This window comes from Sulfuricurvum sp. (assembly GCF_028712165.1).
GTDB lineage: Bacteria > Campylobacterota > Campylobacteria > Campylobacterales > Sulfurimonadaceae > Sulfuricurvum.
The window spans coordinates 1-11745 of the sequence record NZ_JAQTQR010000080.1 but is presented as its reverse complement, the minus strand read 5'-3'; the positions used below and the strand labels follow the sequence as shown (position 1 = coordinate 11745).

The window sequence follows — 11745 nt, the reverse complement described above, 5'->3', positions numbered from 1 at the left end:
TGGCACCGATGACACGGTGCCGAAGTGTTCAGAACAATGTTCCCAATGATATGATGGCACACTATTATGCCCAGAGAGCCTCTGCGGGACTTATTATTACCGAGGCTACCCAGATTTCGACGAAAGGCGTCGGATATCCCTATACTCCCGGTATTCATACACCTGAGCAGGTGCAGGGATGGAAAAAAGTGACCAGAGCGGTACATGACCAGGGGGGGAGAATCTTTTTGCAGTTATGGCATGTCGGAAGAATTTCCCATCCGTCGTTTCATAACGGCGAATTACCGGATGCTCCCTCAGCCATCAAGCCCTCCGGCAGTATTTATACCTATGAGGGGATGAAGGAGTTTGTTACGCCGCACGCTCTTACAATCGATGAGATTAAAAGTGTTGTCCAAGATTATGTCAAAGGTGCCATAAATGCGATGGAAGCCGGATTTGACGGTGTGGAAGTACACGGAGCCAACGGTTATCTGATTGATCAGTTTTTGCGTGACGGAAGCAATCACAGAGAAGATGAATACGGAGGTTCTATTGAGAATAGGGCACGGTTTCTTTTGGAGATTGTGGAAGCGGTTTGTGCTGCTATCAGTTCAGAAAATACAGGTGTAAGGCTCTCTCCCAGCGGTACCTTTAACGATATGAAAGATTCCGATCCGAAGTTCCATTTTTCCTACATCTGCGAAAAACTCAATGCTTTCGATCTTGCGTATCTCCATGTTATCGATGCTCTCGAGGGGGATATCCGGCACGGGGCGAATGTCGTTGACATCGGTGTTCTGAGAAAGGCATACAACGGTATTTTGATCGCAAACGGCGGCTATACTCTAGAACGGGGAAATGAGGCGATTCAAAGCGGTCTTGCCGATGCGGTAGCCTTCGGGGCTCTTTATTTAGCTAATCCTGATTTACCAGAGCGTTTTAGAAGTCAGGCCGAACTAAATACCCCAAATCCCGATAGCTTTTATACGCAGGATGAACAAGGGTATCTGGATTATCCGACTTTGTAAGCTTCTTTCTTAAATATCAGATTCTTTAGACTTCGCTCTTCCTCGATTTCGGGGAAGCTCTCCAAATTCTCCAACCTCTCGACATACTGAAACTCCGGTGCATTTTCACGGAAAAGGGTTTTGATAAACTCGGTGCCCAGTTCGGGAGCATTGAGTGCCGAGAGGACGATGCACTCCTCTGCCGCGAATTCATTCAGTCTGCGTATGATCTTTTCGTAATCGCTTGTTGCGGCGAATGAGCCTTTTTGAAAGCTGGGTGGATCGATGATGATCAGATCATATGGCCCGCTTTTACGGATACGGCTCCATGATTTGAGGATATTGTAGGGCATAAACTCCGCTTTTTTGGTATCAAAGGCGTTGAGGCGATGATTTTCTCTTCCCATCGAGAGGACATTTTTGTTCATATCGACATTGGCAACCGCCGTCGCTCCCCCTGCAATCGCTGCAACGGAAAAAGAGCAGGTGTAGGAGAAGAGATTGAGGACATTTTTACCGCGTGAGTTTTTATGGACAAATTCACGCCCGAGCTTCATATCGGGGAAGAAACCGATGTTTTGGGCATTGAGAAAGTTTATGTGATATTTGAGAGTGTTTTCGATCGCAAAACATTGCTCGGGAAGTTTACCTGCGACTACCGTCGAGGGTGAAGAGGGGAGATAGCGCTGTTGAACGACCAATGCTTCCCATTTTCCTTCAGCATAAAAGAAATTACGTAACATCGAGATGATCGCCTCTTCTTGCTCATCCGCGTCAAACAACACGGCAAAGAGCACTTTGTCGACACTGTCTACGGTGAGAAACCGATATTCGCCGTACGTATTGCCTCGACCGTGAAAGAGACGGGTATATTCTTCGGTTACGGTAGCGGCATTCGTATGTAAAAGGTGCTGTAAATCGTCTAGGTTCATTCATAGTTCTTTGATAAAAGTGGTGAAAGTATAGCAGGTCAGTGACAATGACACTATCTGCGTATTGGTAGGGTCGGTGGAATAAAAAATTTTACGGCTTCAAAAATAAAAAACATTCCCAACCCTACACTAAACGCAATAAACCAATGCAATAGCGGAAGGGGAAAAAACATAAAGAACGGTGTAATTGCAGGGGTCATCGTGATTACAATGAGGCTGAATATTGTGGCTAGGATAACCCAAATTCCGACCTTGGAAATCTTTGCAAATGACTGATACAAATCAAACTGGGGTGAGCGGCTGTTAAAGATTAAAACGGCGTTGGCCGTTACCAAGGCGATAAAAGCCATGGTTCTTGCCTGAGCCGTTTCTACTCCTGACATCAATGTGATCCAATAGAGCAAGGCTACCGCTATAGAGGTTAAGGAACCTTGCACAAGACTCAAAACAAGATGGCGTGAGGAGACTAGCGGTTCTTTTAAAGAGCGGGGCGGATTTTGCATACAATCGGCTTTTTCTTCTTCGGCTTCAAAGACAATCGAGCAGGCCGGATCGATCACCAGTTCCAAAAAAACAATATGGACAGGTGCCAGAACTAGCGGCAAGCCAAATATGATGGGGAGAATAGAGAGCCCGATGATCGGGATATGGACGGCGATTGTATAAATCATTGCCTGTCGAAGATTGGCAAAAATACGTCTTCCCAGCCTGATCGTTTTGACGATGGCACTTATATTGTCTTCTAGAAGGACTAATGATGCGGCTTCGCGTGCGACATCGGTTCCACGTTTCCCCATGGCGATACCGATATGTGCCGATTTAAGGGCGGGTGCATCATTGACGCCATCACCTGTCATAGCGACGACTTCGCCGTTTTCTTTCAGCGCGTTGACAATTCGAAGTTTTTGCTCGGGCGTAACACGTGCAAAGACGGAAGTATTGATGATGTTTTTGGCGAGATCGCTTTGGCTAAGAGATTCTATTTCACTGCCGTTGATGGTATGGGTATCGTCAATTCCGGCTTGTTTGGCAATTGCCTTGGCGGTTCGGGGGTGATCGCCTGTGATCATGACAACACGAATACCGGCACGCTGACATTCGGCGACTGCATCAGGGACTTCATCACGCAAAGGATCGGCTAGTCCGATAAGTCCTAAAAATTCAAAATCAAAATCATGCTGGATCGATGGCCATTGTTCGCCGACGCAAACTGATTTGGCGACTCCGAGTATGCGTAATCCTCGATCTGCCATTTGAGATGCTTGTTCTGCTACGCGGATGCGCTGAGCTTCATTCATGTGGCATAAATCGATGATCGCTTCGGGAGAACCTTTTGTCGCTACGGCATGACGATTGTTTTCAGGGATACGCCAAAGATGTGACATGGCCATCAGGTCGGGTTTGAGTTCATATTCTTTGGTTAAATTCCAGTCGGCATGCAGATGTTCAGTATGGAGCAAATATTTTTGGGCCAGTTGATGGAACGCTTTTTCCATCGGATCATGCGGATCGATTTCACTGGCGAGAACCGAGTACTCTAGCAGCTCGTGAAAGGGTTCGGGAAGTTCTTCTGATCCGGGGGTATACGAAGTGTTGTCGGGCAGAATAAGTGCAGCGACAGCCATTTTGTTTTGGGTCAGCGTTCCTGTCTTATCGACACACAAAACGGTTGTTTCACCCAATGTTTCAATAGCACTGAGACGGCGGGTTAATACTTTATGGTGCGCAATCCGACGTGCGCCAAACGCCATAAAAATAATCATAATAACGGGGAACTCTTGAGGAAGGATTCCCATTGCCAGAGTGATTCCTGCCAAGATTCCTTCCAAAAATCCTCCACGAAACAGGATAAAAAGGAGTATGACAATAAGGCTTAATCCACCGCCGATAAAGGCAAGTCTCCGAGTCAGGGCAGCGGTTTCAGCTTGAAGCGGCGAAGTCTCCGAATCGATAGCCTGTAACGATTTACCAATTCGCCCCAGCTCGGTATGGATACCAATCGTTTTAACTTCCATCATCCCTTGACCGCTGATTATCATCGTTCCGGCAAAAAGTGACTCATCAGCTGTTTTTGCGACAGCGACCGATTCCCCAGTCAGCATCGATTCATCGGCCGCCAGTTCATGAGCGGAGATAACTTTCCCATCTGCAGGAACCCGATCCCCTTCGGAAATGATGAGAATGTCTCCTCTTACCACTTCGATACCGGGAATTCTGACCTGTTGTCCATCTCGCAGAGCCACAGCACGTGGACTGGAAAGATCGCGAAGTGCTTCCAATACCTTTTCTGTCCGTCGTTCCTGAAAGATGGTGATACCCATGATGACAAAGATAAAACTTAGCAGAATCAGCGCTTCATGCAGATCTCCCATAAACATGTAGATACTTCCGGCACCGATTAAGAGAAGGAACATAGGTTCGCGTACGACTTCCAAAGCAATTTTCAGAAGTGAACGGCTGTGTTTTGTATCAAGCTCGTTCAACCCTTCATCGACTTGTCGTTTGGTTGCTTCGGCAGATGTTAGACCTCTATAAAATGGAAGAATCCCCATGTGTGACTGCTTTAGATTTCGAAGATATTGTACTATTGTACACTTTTAGCGTGAAAAATCGATAGGCACCATATAGGCTATTCCCAACAGAAAGGTTGGGAACGAGAATGTTTATTCGGTTGGATCTTTTTTAATCGTATACAGCTTACGAAGTTTCGCATCGAGCGGTGCGAGGACTTTATAGAGAGCCGGAACAACGAGAAGGCTGGTGAGGGTCGAGAGCAACAGTCCGCAGATGACGGCGACCCCCATCGGTCCTTTAACCCCAGAACCTTCTCCGACGGAGAGGGCGAGCGGGAGCATCCCGAAACACATCGCCGTTGTCGTCATCAGGATCGGGCGCAGACGGGAGAGCCCCGCTTCGACGATGGCTTCATCGAGCGGTTTCCCTGCATCTCGGAGACGGTTGGCGGCATCGACGACGAGTGTGGAGTTTTTCCCCACCAGTCCGAGCAATAGCATCAGCCCCATCATACTAAAGAGGGACATATTCATCCCTGCCGCCCACAGACCGATAAACGCTCCCGTAAAGCTCAGAGGCAACGCACTCATAATGATGAGCGGCTGAAGCGGTGATTCGTACAAGGCGGCGAGGATCAGATAGATCATGACGAGTGCGGCACCGATCGCTACGCCGAAGGCTTCGTTACTCTCCTGCATGTGTTTCGCATCGCCGTCGAGTTCATAGGCTACCCCTTTACCCAACCACTCGTTTTGACGTTCATTGACGATTTTGACGAGTTTATCGAGAGGAAGGGATTTGGTGATATCTGAGCCGACGATCACTTTTTTGAGACGGTCGAACCGTTTGATCGTGGTCGGCGCGAAGCTTTGGGTAATGGATACAACCGCAGAGAGAGGGACGGTAATCCCCGACGAAGTACGGACGTTCAGACTATTCAGAGCGTCGATATTTTCACGTTTGGTATCATCCAGACGCATCACGACATCGTACTCTTTACCCCGTTCACGGATAAAGGTGATCGTCGCATCTCCCGAATAGGCACTGGCGATAGTACGGGCGATCTCATCGACATTGACACCGAGGCGTGTGGCGTTTTGGGTGAGGACAGTGATGCTCAGCTGCGGTGCTTTGGGCTGAATGTTGCTTTGCACATCGGTCGTCCCGTCAATACTTTTGAGGAGTTTCATCAGTTTGAGTGCCGAGGCTTCCGCATCGTCCATATTTTGCGCTTTGAGGATCACTTGATAGGGAGTATTGATCTCATAGCCTCCGATGTCGTTGACTTCGGTGACGCTGGTCATCGTAAATCCTTTTAAACTCTCCAGCATTGCACGGGTCTCTTTCATCACTTCGCTTTGGCTGCGGGAGCGTTCTTTGATCGGTTTGAGCCGGACATAGAGTGCCGCTTCGTTCGCTTTTTGATCATTTCCACGTCCGACGTAGAGGGTACAGTATTCGACTTCGGACATTTTTCCGATACGCTGTTGTGCATCGAGAGAGAGCTGTTTCATACCGCTGACACTGGTTCCGACAGGAGCTTTCAGGGTGATGTCAAACTGACTTTTATCTTCTTTTGGCATAAATACCATCCCCAGTGTCCCTGAGAGGACGATCGAGACGACGAAAATACCCAGGGCACTAAAGAGGGTGGTTTTTTTGTATTTCAAAACACTCATGATGAGAGAACGGTAAATCTCCTCCATACGGACGAAGAAGTGCTCCGTTTTATGATAAAAACGGCTATGACTCCCTTTGGCGATTTGAGAGGCGATCATCGGGATAAGGGTGATCGCGATAACAAACGATACGACGATGGCGGCGATAATCGTCACCCCGAAACTGGTAAAAAAACGTCCGACGATTCCGCTCATTTTAGCAACAGGGACGAAAACCGCCAACAGCATAGAGGAGATGGCGACGATAGAGAATATGATCTCACTCACCCCTTCGATGGCGGCATTGATACGGTCACGGCCTGCTTCGAGGCGTTTGAAGATATTTTCGATAACAACGATCGCATCGTCGATGATGATCCCGATGGCGAGGGTAAGGGCAGTGAGTGTGAGAAGATTAAACGTTTGGCCGCTCCATCCCATGATCGCAAATACCCCGAAAATCGATACCGGCAGGGAGACGGCAGCGATCATAGTCAGGGTGAAGTTCCGCAAAAATAAGAAGATGACGAGTGAGGCGAGAACGGAACCTAAAATAAGGTCGAATTGAACCCCATCGAGGGTATCACGGATATATCCTGTCGTATCTTGCAACGGTGTAAGGGTCATGGTCGGTTCGAGTGCTTGCAAGGATGGGAGCTGTTTGCGTACCGCATCGGCGATAGCGATATCATTCGCACCCGTCATCTTTTTGACCATAAGCAGAACACCGGCTTTGCCATCTAATGATGCGAAACTGCGCTCTTCGGCCAATGTATCGCTTACTGTTGCCACATCGCCTAAACTAAGCCCTTCACGTATACGAAGTGCGGACAACGCTTCTACGGTTTTACTGTCGTTATCGATGAGTATTTGGTACTCGTGTGCCGGATCAACCGTTTTTCCTCCATCCATGCGGATGTTCTGAGCACGGATAATTCCGGTCAAATCACTCATAGTCAGGGAATATTTGGCGAGCAGGGCGGGATCCGGAGTGATGAGTATCTGTTTTTTACGCAAACCGGCCAAGGTTACACCGCCTACCCCTTCGATCCGCTGAAGGCGGGGTTTGAGTATCTCATCGGCGTGTTTCATCACCTTCTGTGTATCGCTACCTGCTAAAAAGAGGGTAATAACGGGGGAAGAGGTGATCGAGTATTTATCAACGGAAGGTTTATCCACTTCATTCGGGAGCTGGATACTGGAAACTTTATCGCGGACATCGTTGACCGCTTCGTTGAGATCTTTGGAGAGTTTAAACTGGGCGACGACGACACTGATCCCTTTGGAACTGTCCGAGCTCAGGGTATCGAGTCCTGAGATTCCGCTCACCGCCTCTTCGATCTTGTCACTGACTTTACTCTCGACGATGTCGGCATTAGCCCCCTTATAGGTGGTGGTGACGATAACAATCGGAAAGTCGACGTTGGGGTAGAGGGCGGAGGGCATACTGCCGCGTTCGACCAGTCCGAAAAAGATGAGGGCGAGGGCGAACATAAGGGTCGTGATAGGACGGAGAATGGCAAATTTATGCATAATAATCCCTATTTCGCCATGATCATGCCGTCGCCGAACGTGCCGGGACGCAGACCTGAACCATCCGCTTCAGCCGTCATTTGACGGTTTTTAGTGTTGATGGATGGGTAGATTTTGATGATTTTGGTACATTTTCCGGTCGATTTACCGTCGATTGAGGTGCAGAAACGATCGCCCACTTTGACTTGTGAGCCGAATTTGGAATCGTACTGGATGAGGAGTTTGGTTTGATCGCTGATGAGTTTAAACAGCGGTGATCCACCCATCGAAGAGACCATGTCTCCCAGCTCGATATTTTTTTCCGAAATGCTTCCGGCAAACGGGGCAACGAGACGCATTTTGGAGAGTTTTTGTTCGGCATAGGCGACCGATAATCGGGTGCGTTCCTTTTGAGCCAGTTTTGTTCCCAGTTCGGATTTGAGTTTATCGAGGGTGTTTTTATCGAATACTTGAGCACTTTTTTCATAACGGGCGTATTGATCGCTCAAAAAGTTGCATTCTTTGGTGAGGGCATCCAAATCGGCTTTTGCCATCTGAAGCGAGAGCTGCTCTTCGGTGCTGTCGAGTTCGAGCAGCAGTGCACCTTTTTTGACGTGATCACCGCTCTGGACGGAGAGATTTTTAACGATCCCCGATGCATTCATCCCCAGAGCCGCTTCACGGTAGGCTTGGGATTCAAAGGTGGCATATACATCGCCCCAAAGCGAGAGTGCGGTCAGTGTTGATATCAGTAAAATTTTCATTTTTTCTCCTCGATTAATGTCATAAGATCGATTCCATAGGCATACGCGGCACTGGCTTTTGCTACTTGGAGTGTATTGAGCGCGTTATGGGCTTTGGCACGCGAGTAGGTAAGGTTGGTGAGTTCACTGAGATAGGTCGTTGTGTTGACCAGCCCCGCTTCAAAACGCTGTTTGATAAAACCGAAGGCTTCGCTTCTCGCTTCCTCTTCTGCTTTAGCCGCTTCATAGGCATGTTGAGAAGTTTGGATCGACATCAGGGCTATTTCGGCGTCATTGTTCAGACTTTGGGTTTTGTAATCCAGGAGATTTTTGGCTTTCAGGGTATCGATCCGGGCTTGTTCGCGCTCTTTTGCGATTCGTCCCATATCAAACAGCGTCATGGTAAGCGAGGCGGTGATTTCGTTTTGGTTGAGAGGTTGGAGATTGGTTCCTCCCATCGTATCGTAACCGCTGTATTCCATGTATTTGTGTTTTGCTTCGAGAGTGAGAGTAGGGAGATAGGTATAACGATCTTCGGTATTGTGTAAGATATCGATATTTGCCTGATCGCTTTGCAGATCATGGCGCTCTACGCTCGTCAATCTTGGCATGGCAAGTTCTCGGTACTGAAGCGGCTCATGGATCGGTGTTGCGCTAAGGAGTTCGAGATGTTTACGATGTTTTTCGAGCAGCATTTTGAGATTTTGTTCGTCATAATCGGCTTCCAGCTTCGATGCGATCAGCGATTTTAGAATATCGGTCGTGGCCAGATCGTTTTGAACAAGTATCTTGTAGCGTTCGACTTCAGAGAGAAGTTCCTTTTTTTTCTCTTGATTGACTTTCAGGCGGTCTTGGGTATCAAGATAGTCATAATAGGCCGCGATGGTCTCCATGAGGACATTTTGTTCTTCTTGTGCCAGTGAGTGGGTTGCTGAAGCCATGGATGCATGGAGTGCATCGAGAAGCGCCTCACGACGAAACCCGTCAAAAACACTGATCTGGGCTCCTATTTCAGCACCTTGGATTTTATTAGGTTCAAAGGCGGGAGTTCTATCTTTTTTCTTATAAAGTGCAGTTGCGCTGACTGTCGGGAAATACGCAGTTTTAGCCTCATCAAGCTGGGCCTGGGATTTCTGGATCTCCAGACGTGCGGACGCAACGCGCAAATTGGTTTTAGCACTCGGAAGCAAAGATGCTAGGTCAGAAGCTATCAATGGCAAAAGGGTAAAGGAAAGGAGAACAAAATGTCTCATGATTATCCTTGGTAAAATATATGTTGACAATGTTAACATTAAATGTGGACAATGTCAACATAAAATGTGCACTATTTGTAGTATGCATGTTACAATGTCGTTATGAAAGATAAAAAGACCTCCCCCTACCATCATGGAAATCTCAAAGAAGAGCTGTTGCAGACAGCTTTGGAGATGATTGACAAGGAGGGGCTTGATGCAATTACACTCCGAGAATTGACTCAGCGATTGGGTACGTCCCGAACGGCAGTGTATCGTCATTTTGCAAGTAAAGAGGCGTTAATACTCGGAGTCATCGAAAAAGGGTATGAACATCTTAATTTGCTCTTCACCCCTATATTTGAAGATCGCACGTATAGCGTTGCAGAGCGATTTGAGAGAATGGGTCGGGAGTATCTTAATTTTGCAATAGAGCATCCGAATCTGTATCGTCTTCTTTTTGGGGAGATGTACCGTAAAGAACGTGAAGAGATATGCGATTATAAAGATGAAACCCAAGCAACGGGACTGTACGCACTCATCGGTCTCCTAACTGAAGCTCAAGAAGAGGGGATCATTGCAGAGGTAAATCCTTTGATACAAGCGGCTATGGTATGGGCGTCGATCCATGGTCTCGCATCGCTGTTGATCGATGGACACTTGATGATGAGTGATAATATGGAAGCAATTTATGAGTACAGCATAGGAGTACTTTTAAAAGGGCTTCAATAATCATGAGTATTATTGAAAAAATCGCGTCTGCAGTAATGAAGAGAGCGGTAAAAAAGTACCTCCGTTTAGTCCCTTCTACTCTATCTTTACCTCCCGCATCCGATGAAACACCATTGCTTCTTTATATTCATATCCCGTTTTGTCTTACTTTGTGCCCGTACTGCTCTTTTCATAAGTTTCGATTTGACGAACCGAGTGCCAAACGCTATTTTGAATTGCTGCATCAAGAGATGCGTATGGTTCATGCTCTGGGATATCGGTTTGATTCGATCTATTTCGGAGGGGGGACGACAACGATACTTCCCCATGAACTGGGTGAGACGATCGATTTAGCCAAATCGCTGTTTGCGATTCGTGAAGTCTCGTGTGAGAGCGATCCCTCTCATCTGAGTGATTTGGAAAATGCCGATCTGCACGGAAAAATCGACCGTCTATCGATAGGGATACAAAGTTTTAACGATCGCCATCTCCAAAAGATCGGACGGTATAAAAAATTCGGTTCCGCTGATGAACAGTATGCAAAAGTATCGGCAGTGTTGGGAGATTTTCCGATCGTCAATATCGATATGATTTACAATTATCCCGACCAGAGCGAAGAAGAACTGCACCGTGAGATCGATACGATTTTACGACTTCGACCGCCGCAAGTGACTTTTTATCCGCTGATGTATGCACCGGGGATACGCGAGAATCTCAGTAAGCGATGGGGAAAGCTCAGTGATAGCAAAGATGCCGATTTCTACCGTATTATCATGGAACGAATGAGAGGAATATACACCCAACGCTCCAGCTGGGCATGGTCGCTGGAACGTGAGGGGATTATCGATGAATATGTGATTGAGCGAAGCGAGTACGTCGGAATCGGAAGCGGGGCGTTCAGCTTTATCGGTGATACCCTCTATGCAAACACGTTTTCACTCCCGGCTTATGCAGATCGGATATCTAAAGAGCAATTGCCTATCACCCATGCGACAACATTTCCTCCACGTGCAATACGTCAATATCGGATGATGGTGGAGATGTTCGGTTTACAGGACTCAAAACAGCATTTATGGATTGAAAATACCCTTTTAAAGATGTGTGGTATGGTAGAGAACGATCACGTTAATGAGAGAGGTGCGCATCTGTTTTCGGTAATGATGCGCGAGTTTTACAACGGGATGGATTATGTCCGTGAGACGATGCGCAAAGATCTTACAAAAGAAGACGGAATCCTCCATTAGAGAGCTTTAGTGTAAAAAGACTCCAAAAGGATCGTCTTCCGGTATCGATGTAGGATCGATTTCGATAGAATCGATAATGATAAATTCACGCTGATGTGGCGGTAGACGGAGCTTGAGACGTTCTATAGCCTCTGTTTCATTCTTTGCATCAATAGGATAGAGGCGGCTTTTTCCCTCAAGCCGTATATCGATCAGATAACGCATTTGAAT

The 11745-nt window shown here is 47.3% G+C and carries 9 protein-coding genes; 3 read left to right on the top strand and 6 right to left on the bottom strand.

Annotated features, from left to right (window positions below; translation table 11 throughout):
* A partial coding sequence (locus PHP90_RS12170; protein ID WP_299930321.1) for an alkene reductase occupies positions 1-1010 on the top strand: 1010 nt, incomplete at its 5' end.
* Here PHP90_RS12170 and PHP90_RS12165 read toward each other — a convergent pair.
* From PHP90_RS12165 to PHP90_RS12145, 5 genes are all read right to left on the bottom strand, one after another.
* Positions 995-1921, bottom strand: coding sequence for a class I SAM-dependent methyltransferase (locus PHP90_RS12165; protein WP_299930318.1), 927 nt, complete (start codon positions 1919-1921; stop codon positions 995-997). The two genes, PHP90_RS12170 and PHP90_RS12165, sit on opposite strands and share 16 nt — an antisense overlap.
* A gap of 53 nt (positions 1922-1974) precedes the next feature.
* Positions 1975-4473, bottom strand: a complete 2499-nt coding sequence (locus PHP90_RS12160) for a cation-translocating P-type ATPase (RefSeq protein ID WP_299930315.1) — start codon at positions 4471-4473, stop codon at positions 1975-1977.
* A 111-nt stretch (positions 4474-4584) separates the two neighbouring features.
* A complete protein-coding gene (locus PHP90_RS12155) occupies positions 4585-7626 on the bottom strand; it encodes an efflux RND transporter permease subunit (protein ID WP_299930312.1) in 3042 nt (1013 codons plus the stop codon).
* Positions 7627-7634: 8 nt separating this feature from the next.
* Positions 7635-8369 (bottom strand): efflux RND transporter periplasmic adaptor subunit, encoded by a 735-nt coding sequence (locus tag PHP90_RS12150; RefSeq protein WP_299930309.1) that lies wholly within the window; start codon positions 8367-8369, stop codon positions 7635-7637.
* Positions 8366-9601: a TolC family protein gene (locus PHP90_RS12145; RefSeq protein WP_299930306.1), complete on the bottom strand. Its 1236-nt coding sequence runs from the start codon at positions 9599-9601 to the stop codon at positions 8366-8368. Before PHP90_RS12145 ends, PHP90_RS12150 begins: the two co-directional genes overlap by 4 nt.
* Before the next feature lie 102 nt (positions 9602-9703).
* Between PHP90_RS12145 and PHP90_RS12140 the strand changes: the two genes are divergently transcribed.
* Positions 9704-10312, top strand: a complete 609-nt coding sequence (locus PHP90_RS12140) for a TetR/AcrR family transcriptional regulator (protein WP_299930304.1) — start codon at positions 9704-9706, stop codon at positions 10310-10312.
* Positions 10313-10314: 2 nt separating this feature from the next.
* Complete coding sequence (locus PHP90_RS12135; protein ID WP_299930301.1) at positions 10315-11535, top strand: coproporphyrinogen III oxidase family protein; 1221 nt, start codon at positions 10315-10317, stop codon at positions 11533-11535.
* Between the two features lie 6 nt (positions 11536-11541).
* Here PHP90_RS12135 and PHP90_RS12130 read toward each other — a convergent pair.
* On the bottom strand, positions 11542-11745 hold a 204-nt coding region (locus PHP90_RS12130; protein WP_299930297.1), incomplete at its 5' end, for a hypothetical protein.